Raw genomic sequence first — 18,562 nt, 5'->3', positions numbered from 1 at the left:
ACCCACGGCACCCCGCGGGATGTCGAGGGATCATCGACCCGGTGGTGATCCGGCGTTGATCGGCCGTGACCACAATCGACGGTGTGGCGCCCGCAGTCGGCCCGGCCCCGGCCGCCGGACCCGCCACGTCCCCGGTCGCCCGGCCGCCGTCCGGCCGACCACCACGGCTCTCGGAGGCGGACCCCCATGAACACCGACCTGCTCCACCGGCTGCTCGACGTCGACCCGGCCGCCGGACCGGTCGACCTGCTCCACCGCGCCCGGGGCGAGCGCCACCTCCCGTACCTGGTGCTCGCCGCACTCGCCCGGGACGGCGTACGGATGGGCCGGCACGCCCGCGCCGAGCTGCAGCGCGCCCGCGACCGGGCCGAGTGCTACGCGGGCGTCGCGCGCGACCTCGCCGACGCCACCGGGGTCCGTCCGGTCCGCGACCTGCCACTGGCCGGCTACTACCCGCCCGACCTGCCCCGGCCGCTGGCCGAACTCGGCCTCGTCAGCCCCACCGAGGCCACGCTCTGGCAGGCCGTCAACCGGCTGGTCACCGATCACCCGGTGGAGTCCGTGGAGGTCACCCTGCTCGGCGAGCGGCCCCGGCACACCGCCGTCACCCTGCGCTGGCCGGGCGAGGACCCGCTGCTGGACCCGTGGTACCAGGTACGGGTCGCCACCGCCGCGCTCACCGGCGACCTCGCCTCCGTCCCGGTCCGCCCCTACCTGGCCGCCGACGACCACGTGGAATGCCTGATCGCCCTCGCCGAGGAGGGGCTCGGGCGCGCCTTCCTCGCGGGCGACGTGATCGACGTGGCCCAGCTCGCCGGGCAGCCCTTCGACCCCGTCGAGACCGCCGCGGTGGTCGCCGCCTACCGGCTCGCCCCGGAGGCCGCGGCCCTCCTCGACCTCGCCGCCGAACACGTGCCGCTCGGCTCCCTGCGGGACGTGCGCACCGTCCTGGAGGCCGAGGTCGCCCCCGAACGGCGCCGCCGCCGCGGCCGCCACCACCCGCTCCGGCCGCGCCACGGCACCCTGCTGCGCCGCACCGTCATCCGGCACCGGTGGGACGAGGCCCTGCTGCTCCCGGCCGGCGACGCGACCCTGCTGCTCACCCCGGTCGCCGACTACCTGCTCGGCCCCGAGGGAACCCGGCCGACGGCCTCCGAACGCGCCGCCGCCCTCGCCGCCCTGAGCGACTGGGACGCCACCGCCCCCGGCGGCCCGGACCGGGCCCCGTGCACCGGCCTGCCGGAGCCGCGCCACCGCTGAGCGGGCCCGCGGGCGGCGGCCGGGGGCGGGGGTCGGGGTGGGGGTCGGAGGTGGGGGGGCTTGCCGAGCGGCCCGGGAAGTCTTGTATCGTTCCTGGCGAATCATCCAGAGGGGTGGAGGGACCGGCCCTACGAAGCCCCGGCAACTCCCCGTTCGACCCGGCGTCCGAAGTACGCGCCGTGCCGTCCGGGGGCAGTGCCAACTCCGGCCTGTCGCCACTGTGGCGCGGGAAAGATGAGGAGACACGGTGCTCTCTGTGCTGTCCTTCGCCCGGGCGCTTCCCGCCCCGGCGCTTTCGCGTACCCGTCTCGTGCCCGGCGCAGGCAATCGGCCGTTTCCCCCGGCCCGTCCTCGCTGACCACACCCCCCGGCTCCCCGCCAGGAGCCGCCGTGAGCAGCGACCGTCCGCTGCTCCGGGCCCCGAGACTGGAGTACCCCCACATGGAGAACACGAGCGGCGTCGGCGTGCTCGACAAGGTCACCTCGATCCTCGGCACCCTGGAGGCCGGCCCCGCCACGCTGGGCGGCCTGGTCGCCGCCACCGGCATGGCGCGGCCCACCGCCCACCGGCTGGCCGTCGCACTCGAACACCACCGCCTGGTCAGCCGGGACACCCAGGGCCGGTTCATGCTCGGCCCGCGGCTCGGCGAGCTCGCGACGGCGGCCGGCGAGGACCGGCTGCTGGCCGCGGCCGGCTCGGTCCTCTCCCAGCTGCGCGACATCACCGGGGAGAGCGCCCAGCTCTACCGACGGCAGGGCGAGGTGCGGATCTGCGTGGCCGCAGCCGAGCGCCTCACCGGCCTGCGCGACACCGTTCCGGTGGGCGTCACCCTCCCCATGAAGGTCGGCGCCGCCGCCCAGATCCTGCTCGCCTGGGAGGAGCCCGAACGGCTCCACCGCGGACTGCAGGGCGCCCGCTTCACCGCCACCGCGCTGAGCGGCGTACGGCGCCGGGGCTGGGCCCAGTCGGTCGGCGAGCGCGAACTCGGGGTCGCCTCCGTCTCCGCGCCGGTCCGCGGCCAGTCCAACCGGGTGGTCGCCGCCGTCACGGTGTCCGGGCCGATCGAACGCCTCACCCGGCACCCCGGCGCCCAGCTCTCCCAGGCCGTGGTGGAGGCCGCGCACCGGCTCACCGAGGCGCTGCGCCACCCCTGAGCGGGGCCCCGCCCGCGTCGGGGCCCGGCCGCATCGGGGCCCCGACACGGGCGGGGCCGTCTGCCCCGGGCTCAGGCCCGGGGCAGCAGCACGGCGCGGGAGGGACGGGGGATCCGGCTGATCACCGAGCCGATCAGGGTGCCGATCGACACCCCGAAGACCGCCGACACGGCCGTCAGCACCGACTGCGCGCCGTTCCCGACCTCGATCTGCGCGGTGTGCAGCAGGCCGAAGGAGCCCGGTACCACGATCCAGAACGCCGGGAGGTAGAGCACCTGCCAGAGCGGACCGCCCGGCAGCCAGTGCACCAGGGTGGCCGCGGCCGCGGCGGTGACCGCGCCGGCCAGGCCGCCGACCGCCGCGCCGTGCGCCGACCCCACCACCACCTGGACCGTGACGCTGACCGCGATCACCACGACGATCCACGGGACGGCCGAGGGCGGGGTGTTCACGCTGACCACCACGCCGGCCACCGCGAGCGCCAGCCCCAGCGCGATCACCCACCAGCTCGGCCTGGCGACCTGCACGTCGGCCAGCGCGGCGGCCGGCACGCCGGCCGACGTCGCGGCCGCGGCCACCCCGGCGAGGAACAGCGCCAGCTGCACCGCACCGGACACCAGCCGGGCCGTACCCGCGCTGGCCGCACCTGCGGCGATCTCCGACAGCCCGGTGACGAGCAGTCCGCCCGGCAGCAGGATCGCCAGCGTGGCCACGATGGTCCGCAGCGGGCCCTCCAGCAGCCCGGCCCGGGCGAGCGAGAGGACCAGCAGCGCGACCAGGAAGCCGGCGGTGACGGGCAGCAGCGGCCGCAGGTACGGCAGCCGCCGGGCGAGCACGGTCAGTCCGACGACGATCAGCGAGCCGAGCCCGGCCGCCAGCACGTTCGCCGCCACCGGCTGGAGGAAGAGGCAGACTCCCACCCCGACCGGCAGCGCCCCGAGGTCCGACACCCACGCGGGCCGGCGGGCCGGGGCCCGCCGGATCCCGTCCAGCTCGGCGAGCGCCCGGGGCCCGTCGAGCTCGCCCGCCCGCAGCCGGTGCACCAGGTGGAGGACGTCGGCCGTCTGCTCGAACCGCAGCGCGGTGCCGACCGGCTGGAACCGGGTGGCGTCGTCCGGCCCCAGCGCGACGAAGAGCCCGTTGGTCAGGGCGGCGACCCGTACCTCCGGCGCCCCCAACGCCCGCCCCAGCCAGTGGAGCTCCTCTTCGACGTCATGGACGGGCAGGCCGCCGCCCAGCAGGGCTTCGCCCAGTTCGAGGAGCAGACGGCGGAGCGGGTCGGGCGGGGCGTCGGTGCCCCGGACCGGGGGAGACTTGCTTGGCATGGCAGGTATCGTCCCATCCCGCCCGAATCGGTCCGACTCTGCCCCGGTCTGATCGGTTCTGCTCACCGTCCGCCCGTGACACCGCCGGGCGCTGTCACGGGCGGACGGTGAGCACCAGCTTCCCCGTGACCCGGCCGGTCTCGCCCTCGGCGTGGGCCTTGGCGGCCTCGGCGAGCGGGTAGGTGCCGGAGACGTGGACGCGCAACTGCCCGGACTCGGCGAGGGCGGCGATCGCGGCCATCCCGGCCCGGTCGTGCTCGACCAGCAGGGTCTTCGCCGTCACGCCCAACTCGGCGGCACGCTCGGCCAGTCCGTCGAGGTCGTGGGGCAGGATCGACACCAGGACGCCGCCGGGCCGGAGCGTCTCCAGGGAGCGCAGCCGGTCCTCCCCGCCCAGCGGGTCGAGGACCACGTCGACGTCCCGGGCCTCCTGCACGAAGTCGGCGGTGCGGTAGTCGATCACCTCGTCCGCACCCAGGCCCCGGACGAAGTCGTGCTTGGCGGCGGACGCGGTGCCGATGACGTACGCGCCGCGCGCCTTGGCGATCTGCACGGCGACGTGCCCCACGCCGCCGGCCGCCGCGTGCACCAGGACCCGCTGCCCCGGCCGCACCCCGGCAGTGTCGACGAGGGCCTGCCAGGCGGTGAGCGCCACCAGCGGGAGCGCGCCCGCCTCGACGTGGGTCAGTGCGGCGGGCTTGGGCACGAAGGCCCGGGCGGGGCCGGTGACGTACTCGGCGTGCGAGCCGGCGCCGTACGGGTAGGGCAGCATGCCGAAGACCTCGTCGCCCGGGGCGAGGAGCGACACGCCGAGGCCGACCGCCTCGACGGTCCCGGAGACGTCCCAGCCGAGGGTGAACGGGGGCTGCCCGAGGAAGATGCCGCGCTCGCGGTGCTTCCAGTCGGTGGGGTTGACCCCGGCGGCGTGGACGGCGACGAGGATCTGGCCGACGCCGGGCGTGGGCCGTTCGACCTCGGCCTCGTGGAGGACGTCCGGGGCGCCGAGGGTGGTCTGGGTGACGGCTCGCATCGTGTTCGTGGTCATGGACCAAGCCTGCGACCGGGGCCCTGACCTGCGAAATGGCAAGATGGTCAAAGACCGATAGGATCGTGCCATGCCTGCGATCGCACCCCGCGGCCACCGCGGCCCCGGCGCCCCTGGTCTCCCCGGCTCCCTCGGTCTCCCCGGCTCCCTCGGTCTCCCCGGCGACCGGCCGCCGCACCGCGTGGTCGTCCTCGCCCTCGACGGCGTGTACCCCTTCGAGCTGGGCATCCCCAACCGGGTCTTCCCCGGCGTGCCGGGAGCGTACGAGGTGGTGACGTGCGCCGCGACCGACGACCGGACGGTCGCCACCGACGCCGACTTCACGATCACCGTCGGGCACGGGCCCGAGGCACTGGAGGGCGCCGACACGGTCGTCATCCCGCCCTACGCCCTGCACCGCGTCACCGCCGACCTGCCGGACGCCGAGCGCGCGGCCCTCGCCCGGATCCGCCCCGGCACCCGCATCGTCTCCATCTGCACCGGCGCGTTCGCCCTGGCCGCCGCCGGCCTGCTCGACGGCCGCCCCGCCACCACCCACTGGGCGCTGGCGCCGGCCTTCCGCCGGATGTTCCCCCACGTCGCCCTGGACGCCGACGTGCTGTTCGTCGACGACGGCGACATCCTCACCTCGGCGGGCGCCGCCTCCGGCCTCGACGTGTGCCTGCACGTGGTGCGCTCCGACCACGGCAGCGCCGTCGCCAACCAGGTCGCCCGGCACTGCGTGGTGCCGCCCTGGCGCGAGGGCGGCCAGGCCCAGTACATCGAACAGCCGGTGCCGCCGGAGGGCGCCAACGGCACCGCCGCGACCCAGGCCTGGGCCCTGGAACACCTCGACCGCCCGCTCGCCCTGCGGGAGTTGGCCGCGCACGCGCGGATGAGCCCGCGCACCTTCGCCCGCCGCTTCCAGGAGGAGACCGGCACCAGCCCCGGCCGCTGGCTGATCCAGCAACGGCTGCACCGCGCCCGCCACCTGCTGGAGAGCAGCGACCTCCCGGTCGACCGGATCGCCACCGAGATCGGCTTCGCCACCGGCGCCTCGCTGCGCCAGCACCTGCACGCGGCGATCGGGGTGTCGCCCCAGGCCTACCGCGCCACCTTCCGCGGCCGGGCCGCCGCCCCGAGAGGGGCCTGAGTAGCCGTCGGCCCGGTTGCCGGCTCCGGTCCGAGCTGATGATGCTCTCCGCACTCCCGGTTGCCGAACTGCGCGGTCAGGCGGATGCGCTCGCCCGGGAGATCCGCGAGGTCGACGTGCGGATCCAGCGCACGAACTGGGAGGTCGATCTGCTGGACTGACAGTCCGGCATGATCGGACGATGTGGAGCAGGTAGCAGCTTCGGAGGCGTGCACACACCGAGGGCCGGCGGTACTCCGGCCCACTCCTGGCGCGTGAAGAGCAACGCGGGGTTCGACTCCCCATCAACAGTGCAGCTCAGCACCGCGTACAGGTAACCGTGCACAGCACACAGCACATCACCACGTGCAGGTCCGCGGCGGCGAGGGCGGGTTCGGGGCATTCCACATCGCAGCTCCGCGCAGGAAGTCGGCGGGCCCGACTTCCTGCGCGGCGCGCCGGCCCGGCTCAGGCGTGGAGCGTGAACGGGGCACTGGAAGCTTCGCCTCCGTATGATCCCCGCATGTCCTGGATACGCCGCCGCTCTCGCGCCACCGAGCCCACCGAGTCGTCCCAGCGCACCGAGCGTTGCGAGCCGCCCGAGAGCCGACTGCCCGACCGCGAGTTCCTCGCCCTGGTTCGCGATGCCCTTGAGGAGATCGCCCCCGGCAGCACGGAGGGCACCGAACTCAAGGGCAACTCGCTGCTCAGCCCCCGGGGCTGGGCCGTCGCCGTCGGACCGGCAGGACACGGGGACAACCGGCACTACGACCTGATCGCCTTCCCGGACGTGAGTGTCCAGCCCGACGTCCCCTGCTTCACGGACTGCGTCGTGGTCGTCAGCACCCCGCGCGCGGCGGCCGGGCTGTGGGCCCGTTCCGCCGGTGCCTGCATGCTCGAACTGCTCGACGGTCGCGGGCAGTTCGCCGATCACCTGAGCCCCGACCAGGAACACGGCGTCCCGGGACGGCGATCCATCACCTCGGGCGTCCTGGCCTACGGACTCTCCGCCGAGGAGAACCTCCGGCTCCAGAAGGAACTGCTGGAGGCGCAGGCACTACGCAAGATCGCCGATACCTTCACCGCCGACCTGGAGTCGCCCTGGTTCAACGGTGTCCACCTCTTCTACGGTGGTGCCCCGGGCGCCGTGGAGGCCGAAGTCCGGGTCAACGGCGAGCGGCACGAGGCTGCCTCCGCTGCGTTGGCCGCCCTCGGCCTGCCCGAGCCTGCGGTCTTCACCGTCGCCCGGTCCTTCACCCTGGTGCTGCCCGCCGGCTCCGGCCGGGAGCGGCACGACCACGCCGACGGCGGGAGCGGATGCGACTGCGGCGGGGCCTCGGCCTGAGCGGGTGAAGCGCGCCGGCTCAGGCGTGGAGCACGACGTTGGGCAGCGGGCGGCCTTCGGCGTCGAACAACGCGGCGCCGCAGTCGCAGTGCTCGTCGGCGAGGGTCTCGCTCGGCGGCAGCTCCCACACCAGCATCTGCGAGCAGTCCGGGCAGTTCAGGCTGACCAGGGTCTCCTCGGGCTCCGAGCCCCAGGCCCGTACCGGGAGGCCCTCGTGCAGCAACCCGGCGGGCTCGCGCCCACCGGTCAGCGCGACCAGCAGCTCGTAGGTGTCGGTGCCGTTCTCCCGCACCAGGAGCGTGCGGCCGAGGTCCGCCAGCACGCCGGCGAGGTGATCGAGCTGACGGACCGGGACGTCACCGCGGCGCAGCGTCGGATCGTCCTCGGCCGCCCGGTGGACCACATCGGTGTCGATGCCCGCCGGTTCCGCCCCGAAGGCCCGTACCCGACCGGCCACGAATGCCGCCAGCTGCCCCGGGTGGTCCTCGCCGGTCCAGTCCATCGTGAACATCACCCGGTCGACCCGGACTCCCCGCGCCCGCTCGTCGGGGGTCAGGACCAGCGCTTCCAGTTCTTCCGACTCTTCCAGCTCCGTCATGGCGATCACGCTATCAACGGGCCGGGCGGGCCCTGGCGATCCCGGTAGCCACCACGCCACCGTCCTGCGGGCCTGCTCGCCACCGAACGCACCGGCCCCGGCGTCCGCCTCGCCCTGACCCGGCTCGGCGAGGCCCTCCTCCAGGACCGCCCCTGAACCCCGCCCGGACGGGGCCGCGAGCGTCCGCATCCTCCCGCGGTGAGCCGCGACGACCTGCGCGGACGCACCGGCGAGCATGCCGCTACGGTTCCTCCGTGACTTCCCCCGCCTGGACCGATGACGAGATCATCGCCGGCCTCCACGAGTTCGCCGAGGCCCGCGGTCTTCCCCTGCCCGCGCCGACGAAGGCCGCCGACGAGTTCGAGGCCCTCACCGGATTTCCGATGGCGCCGCTGCTGCGGAGGATCTACTGCGAGGTCGCCGACGGCGGCTTCGGGCCGTACGGCGGCGTCGTCTCGCTCACCGAGTCGAAGCGGCGGTTCAGCCACGAAGGGTCTCTGGCGCGCGTCTACCGGAAGTGGGCCTCCGAGCCGGGCTTTCCGCCCAGCGTGGTGCCGTTGGTGACCCTCGGCGGTGTCATCTGGTGGTGCCTCGACCTCAGTACCCCGCAGGGCGTCATGTGGGGCATGGACGAGAACGCCTGCGACCACCACTACGTGTCCCCGCAGGACGTCACCCTGGCGGAATGGCTCACGGACTGGCTCCTCGGGAACGACACCTTCCCGACGATTCCCCCTGTTCCCGACTGCCCTCACTGCTGACGGGCGGCCGGCCCGGCTCCTCGGGCCGCAGCTGGACGGGCCTCCACTCGATCGCCAACTTCTTTCACCCTTGCGGGAGTTCAATTCTCCGGGTGGCCAGTGGCAGTGACGTCCGACCGCGTCACCGGGTGGTCGCCGCAGACCAGTTCGGCCGCCCGCAGCGGATCGTTGCCCGCGCGGGCGAGCAGTGCTCCGACGTCGTAGCCCGGTGCGTCGGGGCCGCTGCCGAGGCCGAGGGTCAGGCCGGGTTCGCAGCGGGTCGCCCGGACCGCGGCCGACAGCTCGGGCCGCAACTGCTCCAGGGCGCGCACCAGCGCCCAGGCGGCCTCGTCGAGCCGGGCCTTCCGTGCCGGGTCGCAGGCGGCGAGGGCCTCGGCCACCCCGTGGTCGTCCGGGTCGTAGTCCTCCAGCAGCGGCAGCAGTTCGGGGGCGCCGAGGATCTCCGCCGCCCGGAAGGTGAGGACCTCCGCGCCGTCCGGATCCGCCAGCAGCTCGCGCAGGGGCGCGGTGGCGCGCGGGTCGCGCCGCCGCGCCAGACCGCGGACGCCCTCCGCGCGGACGTCCGGGTCCGCGTCCCGGGTCCGTTCCCAGAGGGCCGCCCGGACCGCCGGGGTGTCGGCCCCGGACTGGAAGCCCAGCGAGAACGTGGCCCAGTTGCGCACCTCCGGGTCCGGGTCCCGGGCGAGGGCGATCAGCGTGCGGACGTCCGGTCCGTCGGGCAGCCCGCTGTCGAAGCCCCCGAGGGCGATGGCCGTCGCTTGCCGCACCTCGGGGTCCCGGTGTCCGGCCAGGGCCACCAGGACGGGCACGGCCCGCCGGTCCTGGGTCTGGTCCAGGGCCCGTGCCAGCGAGCGGAGGACTTCGGGTTCGGACTCCCGCGCGGCCAGGGCGGACAGGGCGTCGGCAGCCCCCGCCCGGACGTCCTCGTGCGCGTCGCTCGCGAACCCCAACAGGTCGCAGCCCATGGCCCGTTCCACCGGCCGCGGCGACCCGAGCAGGTCCACCGCGCGCGCCAGTGCCCCGCGCCCGTCGGCCTCGGCGGCCCGCCGCAGCAATCCCTCGCACGCGTGCCGGTCCTGCGCGTCGAGGGCCTGCCCGACCAGCTCCGTCACCGGTTCCGCCGTATCCCCGTCCCTGTTCATCCCGGCAGTCTCGCGCACGGTGCCCGCCCCGCGCACGGCGGTTTTCGCCCCCGTACCTCGGCCCCGCACCTCGGCCCCGCACGCGGCCCGGCCCGGCGGCCGGGCGCTCCGCTCCGGCGGGCCGGGGCCAGAGCCGGGTACCGGCCAGGGTGGCGGAGGCCGTGCCCGCCGCCGTAGCGTGCGGGTTCGGGACGACGCCGGACGGCGGGGAGAGGCGACATGGCAGGGCAGGACACGCGGTTCGCCGCCTACGCTCCGGACCCGGCCGAGCGGCCTGCTCCGGTGACCGCGGTGGTGGCGGAGGCGACCGGGGACGATGTGCCGAGGCTGGCCGCGATCCAGGCTCGGGCGCGCGGTGGTTCGGCGGGCGCATGGGCGGACCGCATCCGGGGGGCGCTGCGTGCTGAGCGCAGCCTGGTGATCACCGCGAAGGTGTCCGGTGCAGCCGTCGGGTACGCGAGCGCGGCGTTCCTGCCCGAGCACGCCGGGGACGGTGCCCCGGCCGGCCACTACCTGACCGGTGTCACGGTGGATCCCGACTGGCGGCGCCGTGGAATCGCGAGGCTGCTGACCCGGCGCCGGATGGAATGGGCCTGGGGAGGAGGGGCGGCCGTCTGGTGCTTCATCTCCGCCAGGAACCGCGCCTCGCTCGACCTGCACCGGGAACTCGGCTTCGAGCAGGTGGAGTTCGGCGCCTCCTTCCAGGGCATCAATTTCGCCGGTGGCGAGGGCCGGCTCCTGCGAGCGGACCCGCCGCGACCGTGACGGTGCGCGCGGCCGGGGCACGGTTCCCTGTGAGGCGATCGATCCCGCACCCGGGAGCGGGCCGTGATCGTTCGTCCGGCCCCCGTGGTGCAATGTCGTCCATGGCGACACTTCTCGACACGGCACTGACGTTCCGCTCCCTGCACGTACCGGGCTCGCCGTTGGTCCTGCCCAACGCATGGGACGGCGCTTCCGCCCGGGTGGTGGCGGAGGCGGGTGCCCGTGCGATCGCGACCACCAGTGCCGGGGTCGCCTGGTCGCTCGGTCACGGTGACGGCGATCGCCTGACCCGCGACCAGGCGCTCGGCGCGCTGGCCCGGATCACGGCCGCCGTCGATGTACCGGTCACCGCGGACATCGAACGCGGCTACGCGACCGACCCGGACGGTGTGGCCGAGACCGTTCGAGGCGTCCTCGCGGCCGGGGCCGTGGGCATCAACCTGGAGGACACCCTGCGTCCGGTCGGCGAGCAGGCCGAACGGATCGCGGCCGCCCGTGAGGCTGCGGACGAGACCGGCGTCCCGCTGTTCATCAACGCCCGCATCGACACGCACCGCCTGCCGCCCGGTGACCGCACGACCTGGCTGGACGAAACGCTCACCCGCGCCCGCGCCTACGCGACGGCCGGCGCGGACGGCATCTTCGTCCTCGGCACACCGGACACCGGGACGGTCAGGACGCTCACGGGTTCTCAACCCCTGCCGGTGAACGTCCTGGTCGGCCCCGGAGCACCGCCGGTGTCCGAGCTCGCCGAGGCGGGCGCCGCCCGCATCAGCGCGGGGTCCTCCCTCGCCGAGGCCGCGTACGCGCTGGTTCGCAGGGCGGCCCGGGAATTGCTGGAGAGCGGCACAACGACCGCGCTGGAGGGCGGATTCGACTACGCCACCCTCAACGCACTGCTCCTGGGCGGGCCCCGCACGGCTGCTTCTGAGTGAACGTGCAGGGCGGCCTCGCGCGCCGGGGACGTGGTGGGGGGCGCGGGCGGGCCGCGACGGTGATCCACCGTGTCGAGAACGGGAAGCTCGCCGAGAAGTGGTCGGACAAGGACCTTCTCGGCTTCCTCCAGCAACTCGACGTCATCCCGACGCCCGGCGGGAGTTCGGAGTAGGCCAGGACGGGGGCCGGATCGATCCGACGAGCGCCTGCACGCGTCCCCGGTGAGGATGGCGGAGAGCCCGTCGCTGATCCAGAATGACGGAATGGTCACGCTTGAGACTCCCCGGTTGATCCTGCGTCGCTGGCGCGAGGCGGACGTCGCGCCCATGGCTGCCGTCAATGCCGATCCCGAGGTGATGCGGTGGATCCGGGACGGCAGCGTCCGTGACGAGCAGCAGACCCGCGCCGGGATCCGGGCGTGGGAGGGCGAGTGGGAGTCGCGGGGCTTCGGCCTGTTCGCCGTGGAGATCCGCTCCACCGGCGAGCTGGCCGGGTTCACCGGGCTTTCGGTGCCCGCATTCCTGCCGGAGGTGCTGCCGGCGGTCGAGGTCGGCTGGCGGCTGGGACGTTCCCACTGGGGGCGGGGCCTGGCCACCGAGGCGGCTGTGGCCGCTGTCCGGTTCGGGTTCGAGGAGCGGGGGCTGGAGCGGATCGTCAGCATCGCCCAGGTGGGCAACGATGCCTCCGAACGGATCATGACCAAGCTGGGGATGTACCCGGCCCGCGAGACCGTCAACCCCACCAGCGGTCGGCGGGTCCGGGTGTTCGAGCTGTCGGCGGAGCAGTTCGCCGCAGCCCCGCGCTGACGGTCCGGGCGCCCGTCCAGGCGTTCGTCCAGGCGTCCAGGCGCGCTTTCGGGCGTTCTTTCACGCCCAGCGTCGCCGGTTCTTGACATTGCGTGCTCCCTCAGGAGCCGTCGGCCCACCAGGGTGGACGACAAGGCAGACTCCCCCTGGGCTGACCGGCGGCGACGGATTCCACCGGTGCACCGGCATCGACAACGGAGGCACGCCGACCGATCGGTACCTGTGCCGACCAGTCGCCCGGGGTCCGCCCCGGGCCGAGCCCATCGCGATTCCGATGGTGCGCGATACAACTGGCACCCCCGCGACTGCGGGGGGTGACGACTTGTGGGGGAACCGATGGAACGACGTACGCTGCTGCGCGGACTCGTGGGCGTGCCGCTCGGCGCGATGACGCTGATCTCCGGAACCGGGCGTTCCTGGGCGGGCCAGCCGATCGGAACGATCGAGGTCAAGCCGCCGGCGCCGAACGTGGAGTGGACCCGCCGCTGGGAGGGATGGGGCACCTCGCTGGGCTGGTGGGCGAACCGGATCGGGCCCCGGGACGACCTGGCCGACCTGCTGTTCACCCGCAACACCGTCCCGTTCCTCGGGCACCAGCTGCCGGGCCTGGGCATGAACATCGTCCGGTACAGCGCCGGCGGGTCCGGGAGCAACACCATCGGCTCCCGGAAGATGGCGGTCACGCTGGACGGGTTCAAGAAGATCGAGGGCTTCCAGCTCGACTGGAACTCCAACGACCCGTCCTCGTCGAGCTTCGACTGGAGCCTGGACGCCAAGCAGCGGGGCGTTCTCCAGCAGGCGAAGGCCCGGGGCGTGGACACCTTCGAGCTCTTCGCCAACTCGCCGATGTGGTGGATGCTCAAGAACGACAACCCGGAGGGCGCCGCCGATGGCCTCTGCAACCTCCAGGACGGCAACTTCGACCGCCACGCGGCCTACCTGGCGACGGTGGCACGGTATGCGCACGACCACTGGGGCATCGACTTCGCCTCGGTCCAGCCGTTCAACGAGCCGGGCCTGAACTGGGGCAACAAGGCGGTGATGAACACCACCCAGGAAGGCTGCTTCTACACCCACGCCCAGCAGGCCGACCTCATCCGGCGGACCCGCGCCCACCTGAACGTCCGGGGCCTGACGGGGACGCTGGTGGCGGGCCTCGACGAGAACGGCACCGCGCTGGCCCGCAACACCTGGACGAGCCCGGAGTTCGACGCCGTGACCAAGGCGGCCGTCGGCCGGGTCAACGTCCACGGCTACGACGAACTCGGCGGCGACCGGGCCGGGTTGTACGACGCGGTGTCCGCCGACGGCAAGCGGATCTGGAACTCCGAGTACGGCGACGGGTGGGCGCACGGCCTGGCCCTCGCCGAGAACCTGCACGCCGACCTGCACCTGCTCCACCCTTCGGCCTGGGTGGCCTGGCAGATCCTCGACTGGCACGGCTTCGGCGCGATCGACTTCACCGACGGGGCGCTGGTCGGGGTCAACCCCAAGTACTGGGTGCTCGCCCAGTACATGCGGCACATCCGCCCGGGGATGACGATCATGGACACCGGCCACAACAACGCGGTCGCGGCCTACGACGCCGTCAACCACAAGCTGGTCGTGGTCGCCTACCTCCTCGAGGACGCGCAGTGGCTCACGTTCGACCTGTCGGCGTTCTCGCAGCCGGGCGTCCACGGTGCCGCGGTCAAGCGCTGGGTCACCGGCGTCGGCGCCGGTGACGGCCAGCGCTACCAGTACTACGCGGACACCGTGATGAACGGCGGGCGGTTCTGGTCCGACTGCGGTGCCTACAGCGTCCAGACCTTCGAGGTCTCCGACGTCCACCTGTAGCCGTTCGCGTCCCCGGCCGGGCCCGCCGCGGCCGGGGACCTCCGTCGACTTCCCGCGCGGGGCGGGTGGGGTCAGGCCGATTGGTCGTGGGCGATGGCCCGGTGACGGTCCGTCATGACAGGATCGGTGCGGGTCGGCACCGTGTCGACCGGAAGGAGGAGACATGGCCGAGGACAGCAAGGTGACGGAGCCCGCCAAGGACAAGGCCCTGTCCGGCAACTACGCGGGCACGGAGATCACGATCGAGGGCGAGGAGCACATCATCATCCGGGAGGACGAAGTCCCGGTGAGCGCCGACGGCGAGTGATCCGGCCGCGCCCACGCTTCGGTGCGGGCTGATCCTCGCCCGTGCCGGAGCGGAGCGGAGCGCCGTCCGGCAAGGACATGGGCCCCGTCGGCCGCTAGAAACCGCCGCTGCCGACCGGGCCCTTTCTGTTGCGTTTCCGCGGGTCGTAGGCTCGGCTCGCCACCGTCCCCGGACCGGGCGAACCGGGACAGGAGCACCCTGCATCCCAGCTTCCGGGACCGGATCACCGGAGACTCGCGGCACTTCCCGCGTGGGGCGGGAGGGGAGCTATGCCGGGTGCTCGTGGGCGATGGCCCGGAGGACGTCGGCGAGCCACGTCAGGTGGTGGCTCAGTGCGCGGTCCGGGTCGGCGACTACGTCCCGCAGGTGCTGCCAGGATTCCGAGAGCTGTCCGATGGTGAGTTCGTCCGGAGTCCGGGTGACGTCGTAGAGGTCGTTCGGGGGGATGGACCAGAAGTAGTCGTTGTCCAGGGCGACGGCATCGCCCGCCGCAGCGGCTTCCATATGACGGAGTACGACGTCGAACGAGCTGCGCAGCTCGGCGAAGGACACGGACAGGGGCTCATCAGTCATGATCACCATCATGGGGGACCGGTGCGGATGAGCAGGAAGTCGGTGGGGCCGACTTTCTGTGCGAGGTGGTCGGGTGTCAGGCCTTGGGCGCTCGTGCACCGGGGTCGAGGGGGAACTGCCGGCTCCCAACCCGCCGGATATGGTGAACGCCGAGCGGCAGCAGTGGTGTTCGGTGAGGGAGGTCGACATGGTGGCAGTCAGCGTTCCGGGACCTGAACCGGACTGGGAGGACGCTCCCGCGTACCAGGGCGGGAAGCGCAACCCTGCGTTCCAGTCGAGCATGTGGGAGTACGCGGCAAGCTCGTTTCGAGTGGTGGCGGGGCTGCAACCGCCCCTGGCGGCGCTCGCGGCCCGGTTGCGACTGACCATCGAACGAGGCTGGGAAGACCTCGGCTACGTGGACGTTGCCATGTTCCGCATCGGGAAGACGGACTTCGCGTTGAGCGAGCTCGAAGGAGCGACTGTCCCGTACACGTTCGTCGGGGTGAGCCGTTCGGTGGACGATGTGGACGCGGCGCTCGACATCCTGCTCAACGCCCTTGGCATTGGCCGCGAGGCGCTGGCCTTCCGCGGCACCGTGGAGACCGGCTTCGAGAACTGCAACGGCTGGCCCGGGTAGGGCCGACGACCGAGCCCACCGCTCACGCGGCTTCGGATCCGCGTGATCCCGCCCTGAACGTCCACACCGGCCAAGTCCTCACCGAGCGCATCGACCGCGACAACGCCGACACCTCCGTCCTGGCCTGCGACGAACACGACGCCGAGCCCTACCGCCGGACCTACGACGGCAGCCCACTCAAAGCCGTATGAACGCCCGAAGGATCAACGCTAGTACTGGAAGAGCACTTCCGGGTTGTTCGGCGAGGGGCCGTCCAGCAGCGGACTGTGGATCCCCTTCAGTGTCCGGTCGAAGAACGCAGTCACGTACTCGCGGGTGATCACCACCCCGCGTTCCGGGGAGAGGGGCCCCGGCGTCGGGAACCCGGCCTCCTCCAGGAGCAGGTCCAGGTCGGTGAAGCTGGTGTGGTCGGCGCCGGCGACCGTCAGCCACTTCTTGTAGCCGCCGAGGGCGGCCCAGGCCTGCCCCCACGTGGTGTCGTGGCCGCCGACCGGGTGGTTGTCGGCCGCACCCAGCATGAGGAACGGCCGGTTGATCCGGCCGGGCATCGGGGCCGGATGGAAGGAGCCGTCCATGTTCACTCCGGCCCGTACTCGCGGGTCGGCGGTCATCGTGGCGGCGGCGGCCGCTCCGCCGATGGAGTGTCCGGCCGTGCCGATCTCGTGCTTGTCGATGAGGTGTGCCAGGGGCCACGCGGTATTGCCGTGCGTCAGCCGGTCGATGACGAAGGACATGTCCAGCGCGCGGCTGGCGGCGACGGAGTCGAAGTCGAGCGCCGGGTTGTGGCAGATCGCGCACGTCGGTGTCTGGCCGTTCGCCAGCGTCTCGCCGCTGTCCTCGTAGGTGTGGCCGACGAGCGCGACGACGTAGCCGTGACTGGCCAGGTCGGTCGCGAGCGAGGTGAGCGTCATGCGCTGGTCCTCGAACCCGGGTGAGAGGACCACCAGCGGATACTTGCCGCGCTGCGGCCGCGCGCCGTCGAAGGCGTGAGTGGTGACGGCGGAAAGGTTCTGCGGGGTGACGCCGGAGCTCGCCGGCATCCCCCGGAACCGGATGGCTCCGGCTGCCTCGGCGAGGGTCATGTAAGGGGCCGGGGTCCCGGTCCCGGGGACGGCCGGGTAGACCATCGTGACGGTCAGTTGGCGGGGGCCGGACGACGGCACCCACGGGTCGGGACGATTCGCGTCGGTGAGGTGGATGACGTCCTCGCCGGCGGCGTAGGGGCCGGTCGGCGCGGGGAGCGTGCCTTGGAAGGACCGCGTGGGCGCGGTGGCCGTGCCCGGTGCGGTGTCGAACGCGTGCGTGGCCACCGGTGTGGTCACCGGTGTGGCCGACGGTGTGGTTGTGGCGGCGAACCCGGCGCCGGTTCCGGTGACGAGGGCGGCGAGCGTCAGCACCGCGACAGCGCTGATACGGCGATTGCGTTTCATGGGATCGACGCTAGGTTCCGCGGCTCCGTGTCGAATCGGCTCATGGATGTAAACACTCTGGTGCCGTTCGTAGCCCCCGCGAGGTACTGGAGTAATCCGCCGGGAGTATGTCGTGCGGCGCGGGGGTTTCCTTCGCCGGCATCGTCGAGCGCCACCTTCGTCCTGGCCTGCGACGGACACGACGCCAAGCCCTACTGCTGCACTGGCCCGTGGTGCGCGCCAGAAGTCGGCGGGGCCGACTTCTGGCGCGAGGCGGTGCGGTGTCGTGCGCGAGGCTGCCGGGTGGCGGGCAGCGGTCGGCCGCGTCGTCGCACGTGACAAACCCGGCGACGTCGGCGGCCGTCCCCGGGATACTGGTCGCCCATGGATGAGGTCACGGTGGTCGTCGCCCATTCCGAGCGCGCGACCCTGCGCGTCGGAGACGTGTTCCTGAAGGTGGACGCCGATCAGGCGCGCATCGACGTCGAGGTCGAGGCGATGTCCCTCGCGCCTGTCCCGACCCCGAAGGTCCTGTGGCGCAAGCCGCCCGTGCTCGCGATCGCCGCGCTGCCGGGGAGGACCCTCGGGCGCCTCGGCGGGCCGTCGACCGGGTCACCGGCGGAGTGGGCCGCGGCGGGCGCCGCCATCCGGAAGCTGCACGACGCGCCGCTGCCGCCCAGGCCCGGCCGGGCCGGCCGGAGCGTCGTCGCGCTGACGGCGGAACTCGACGACGAGTGCGAGGCGCTCGTGTCGAACGGCGTCCTGCCCGCCGGCCTGGTCACCCGCAACCGCGAGGTCGCCGAGGCCGCGTTCCGGCCGTGGACTCCGGCGTTCACGCACGGCGACCTGCAGGTCGCGCACGTGTTCGTCGACGGTGGCGAGGTCACCGGCATCATCGACTGGTCCGAGGCGGGCCGGGGTGACGCCCTGTACGACCTCGCCACCTTCACGCTCGGACACGAGGAGCACCTCGACGACGTCATCGCCGGGTACGGCACCGACGTCGACCTCGACGTGATCCGCGCGTGGTGGTCGTTGCGAAGCCTGCTGGCGGTTCGCTGGCTGATCGAGCACGGCTTCGACCCCTTCGCGCCGGGCTGCGAGGTCGACGTGCTGAGATCCCGGATGTGAGGCCGCGCCGGCCCGCCTTGTGCACAGGAAGTCGGCCCAGCCGACTTCCTGTGCGGGGAGAGCTGAAACCGCCACGCTCCACGGCGGGCCCGGCCAAGCTTGGCGTCGGGGCCGCCGAAACCACAGCTGAGCAGCACTCATGTCGCATCATCCGTTGCCGCTTCGGCCCAGTCGAAGCGGCAACGCCATGTGCACCACCACTTCCTGCGTTTACGGGCGGGTGGCGGCTTGGACCTGGGTGCGGCAGTGGGTGAGGGCGTACTTGAGGCGGGTGTCGGGGTTGGGAGCGGTGGTGAGGAGTTCGCCGGCGGTGACGAGGGTGGTCCAGTAGGTGGTGGGGTTTCCGGTGCGGGGGAGGGGTCGGGCGGCGGCGAGGGAGAGGTAGGCGGCGGTGAGGTTGCCGGTGGTGAACCAGCGGTGCAGGCCGTGCTGGTGGCC

18 protein-coding genes, 2 pseudogenes and 1 riboswitch are annotated in these 18,562 nt (G+C 73.2%); of the genes and pseudogenes, 13 read left to right on the top strand and 7 right to left on the bottom strand.

Features of this window, described 5'->3' with window-relative positions:
- The first annotated feature begins 186 nt into the window (after positions 1 to 186).
- Complete coding sequence (locus tag ACFVVA_RS06970) at positions 187 to 1,260, top strand: hypothetical protein (RefSeq protein ID WP_387686426.1); 1,074 nt, start codon at positions 187 to 189, stop codon at positions 1,258 to 1,260.
- 98 nt (positions 1,261 to 1,358) lie between these two features.
- Positions 1,359 to 1,501, top strand: a riboswitch (SAM riboswitch).
- Between the two features lie 200 nt (positions 1,502 to 1,701).
- Positions 1,702 to 2,415 (top strand): IclR family transcriptional regulator, encoded by a 714-nt coding sequence (locus ACFVVA_RS06965; protein WP_387686855.1) that lies wholly within the window; start codon positions 1,702 to 1,704, stop codon positions 2,413 to 2,415.
- 71 nt (positions 2,416 to 2,486) lie between these two features.
- Here ACFVVA_RS06965 and ACFVVA_RS06960 read toward each other — a convergent pair whose 3' ends face one another.
- Entirely contained in the window at positions 2,487 to 3,740 is a 1,254-nt protein-coding gene (locus ACFVVA_RS06960; protein ID WP_387686424.1) for a threonine/serine exporter family protein, read from the bottom strand.
- A gap of 94 nt (positions 3,741 to 3,834) precedes the next feature.
- Positions 3,835 to 4,785, bottom strand: a complete 951-nt coding sequence (locus ACFVVA_RS06955) for an NADP-dependent oxidoreductase (protein WP_387686422.1) — start codon at positions 4,783 to 4,785, stop codon at positions 3,835 to 3,837.
- Between the two features lie 181 nt (positions 4,786 to 4,966).
- Here ACFVVA_RS06955 and ACFVVA_RS06950 point away from each other — a divergent pair, with 181 nt between their 5' ends.
- From ACFVVA_RS06950 to ACFVVA_RS06940, 3 genes and pseudogenes are all read left to right on the top strand, one after another.
- On the top strand, positions 4,967 to 5,917 hold the full coding sequence (locus ACFVVA_RS06950) for a GlxA family transcriptional regulator (RefSeq protein WP_387686853.1): 951 nt from the start codon (positions 4,967 to 4,969) through the stop codon (positions 5,915 to 5,917).
- A gap of 14 nt (positions 5,918 to 5,931) precedes the next feature.
- A pseudogene (locus ACFVVA_RS06945) lies at positions 5,932 to 6,078 on the top strand (hypothetical protein); the annotation flags it as partial.
- Positions 6,079 to 6,419: 341 nt separating this feature from the next.
- Positions 6,420 to 7,241 (top strand): DUF6348 family protein, encoded by an 822-nt coding sequence (locus ACFVVA_RS06940; protein WP_387686421.1) that lies wholly within the window; start codon positions 6,420 to 6,422, stop codon positions 7,239 to 7,241.
- A 19-nt stretch (positions 7,242 to 7,260) separates the two neighbouring features.
- Here ACFVVA_RS06940 and ACFVVA_RS06935 read toward each other — a convergent pair whose 3' ends face one another.
- Positions 7,261 to 7,839, bottom strand: coding sequence for a hypothetical protein (locus ACFVVA_RS06935; RefSeq protein ID WP_387686419.1), 579 nt, complete (start codon positions 7,837 to 7,839; stop codon positions 7,261 to 7,263).
- 254 nt (positions 7,840 to 8,093) lie between these two features.
- Here ACFVVA_RS06935 and ACFVVA_RS06930 point away from each other — a divergent pair, with 254 nt between their 5' ends.
- The gene (locus tag ACFVVA_RS06930) at positions 8,094 to 8,600 is read left to right on the top strand and encodes a hypothetical protein (protein WP_387686417.1); all 507 of its coding nucleotides are present in this window, start codon (positions 8,094 to 8,096) and stop codon (positions 8,598 to 8,600) included.
- Between the two features lie 80 nt (positions 8,601 to 8,680).
- Here the strand turns inward: ACFVVA_RS06930 and ACFVVA_RS06925 are convergent, their stop codons facing one another.
- Positions 8,681 to 9,712, bottom strand: a complete 1,032-nt coding sequence (locus ACFVVA_RS06925) for a HEAT repeat domain-containing protein (protein WP_387686415.1) — start codon at positions 9,710 to 9,712, stop codon at positions 8,681 to 8,683.
- A 249-nt stretch (positions 9,713 to 9,961) separates the two neighbouring features.
- On the opposite strand from ACFVVA_RS06925, the gene ACFVVA_RS06920 reads away from it, so the two are divergent.
- The 5 genes from ACFVVA_RS06920 to ACFVVA_RS06900 all read left to right on the top strand — a co-directional run bounded on the left by ACFVVA_RS06920 (position 9,962) and on the right by ACFVVA_RS06900 (position 14,392).
- A complete protein-coding gene (locus ACFVVA_RS06920) occupies positions 9,962 to 10,507 on the top strand; it encodes a GNAT family N-acetyltransferase (protein WP_387686411.1) in 546 nt (181 codons plus the stop codon).
- A 92-nt stretch (positions 10,508 to 10,599) separates the two neighbouring features.
- Positions 10,600 to 11,442, top strand: coding sequence for an isocitrate lyase/phosphoenolpyruvate mutase family protein (locus ACFVVA_RS06915; protein WP_387686409.1), 843 nt, complete (start codon positions 10,600 to 10,602; stop codon positions 11,440 to 11,442).
- Between the two features lie 264 nt (positions 11,443 to 11,706).
- On the top strand, positions 11,707 to 12,249 hold the full coding sequence (locus tag ACFVVA_RS06910; protein ID WP_387686407.1) for a GNAT family N-acetyltransferase: 543 nt from the start codon (positions 11,707 to 11,709) through the stop codon (positions 12,247 to 12,249).
- 336 nt (positions 12,250 to 12,585) lie between these two features.
- Positions 12,586 to 14,085, top strand: coding sequence for a glycoside hydrolase (locus ACFVVA_RS06905; protein ID WP_387686404.1), 1,500 nt, complete (start codon positions 12,586 to 12,588; stop codon positions 14,083 to 14,085).
- Positions 14,086 to 14,248: 163 nt separating this feature from the next.
- The gene (locus ACFVVA_RS06900; RefSeq protein ID WP_387686402.1) at positions 14,249 to 14,392 is read left to right on the top strand and encodes a hypothetical protein; all 144 of its coding nucleotides are present in this window, start codon (positions 14,249 to 14,251) and stop codon (positions 14,390 to 14,392) included.
- 267 nt (positions 14,393 to 14,659) lie between these two features.
- Here the strand turns inward: ACFVVA_RS06900 and ACFVVA_RS06895 are convergent, their stop codons facing one another.
- Positions 14,660 to 14,965 (bottom strand): hypothetical protein, encoded by a 306-nt coding sequence (locus ACFVVA_RS06895; RefSeq protein WP_387686399.1) that lies wholly within the window; start codon positions 14,963 to 14,965, stop codon positions 14,660 to 14,662.
- 139 nt (positions 14,966 to 15,104) lie between these two features.
- On the opposite strand from ACFVVA_RS06895, the gene ACFVVA_RS06890 reads away from it, so the two are divergent.
- A complete protein-coding gene (locus ACFVVA_RS06890; protein WP_387686397.1) occupies positions 15,105 to 15,584 on the top strand; it encodes a hypothetical protein in 480 nt (159 codons plus the stop codon).
- A 209-nt stretch (positions 15,585 to 15,793) separates the two neighbouring features.
- Here the strand turns inward: ACFVVA_RS06890 and ACFVVA_RS06885 are convergent, their stop codons facing one another.
- Complete coding sequence (locus ACFVVA_RS06885) at positions 15,794 to 17,014, bottom strand: alpha/beta hydrolase (RefSeq protein WP_387686395.1); 1,221 nt, start codon at positions 17,012 to 17,014, stop codon at positions 15,794 to 15,796.
- A 363-nt stretch (positions 17,015 to 17,377) separates the two neighbouring features.
- Between ACFVVA_RS06885 and ACFVVA_RS06880 the strand changes: the two genes are divergently transcribed.
- Positions 17,378 to 18,124 (top strand): phosphotransferase family protein, encoded by a 747-nt coding sequence (locus tag ACFVVA_RS06880; protein ID WP_387686393.1) that lies wholly within the window; start codon positions 17,378 to 17,380, stop codon positions 18,122 to 18,124.
- 210 nt (positions 18,125 to 18,334) lie between these two features.
- On the opposite strand, the pseudogene ACFVVA_RS06875 reads toward ACFVVA_RS06880, so the two are convergent.
- Positions 18,335 to 18,562 (bottom strand): annotated as a pseudogene (locus ACFVVA_RS06875) (hypothetical protein); the annotation flags it as partial.

The sequence above is a fragment of the Kitasatospora sp. NPDC058048 genome, assembly GCF_042885555.1.
Taxonomy (GTDB): domain Bacteria; phylum Actinomycetota; class Actinomycetes; order Streptomycetales; family Streptomycetaceae; genus Kitasatospora; species Kitasatospora lactacystinica.
Note: the sequence above shows the minus strand (reverse complement) of the source record. Positions and strands in the feature narration are given on the sequence as shown.